The sequence below is a fragment of the Streptomyces sp. HSW2009 genome, from assembly GCF_040240285.1.
GTDB lineage: Bacteria > Actinomycetota > Actinomycetes > Streptomycetales > Streptomycetaceae > Streptomyces.
In genome coordinates this window covers 1-232 of sequence record NZ_JBEHZD010001300.1, presented here as the reverse complement: position 1 = coordinate 232, position 232 = coordinate 1, and the positions used below count along the sequence as shown (strand labels likewise).

Genomic DNA, 232 nt, shown 5'->3' with positions numbered 1-232 from the left:
TCCGTACCCCATCTCGCCCCCAACCAAGGGCCCGCCCCCGCCCCCCCAGCCCCCGCAACACCCCCCCCCCCCGCCCCCCCCCCGCCCCCCCCCCCCCCCCCCCCCCCCCCCCGGGCCCCCCCCCCCCCCCCCCCGGGCCCCCCCCCCCCCCCCGCCCCCCCCCCCCCGCCGCCCGGGGGGGGACCCCCCCCCCCCCCCCCCCCCCGCCGCCCCCCCCCCCCCCCCCCCCCCC

At 93.5% G+C, this 232-nt stretch carries 1 protein-coding gene; it reads right to left on the bottom strand.

What is annotated here, in order from left to right:
• The coding region (locus AAHZ94_RS36655) for a hypothetical protein (RefSeq protein ID WP_349997733.1) at positions 1-232 on the bottom strand (232 nt) is incomplete at both ends.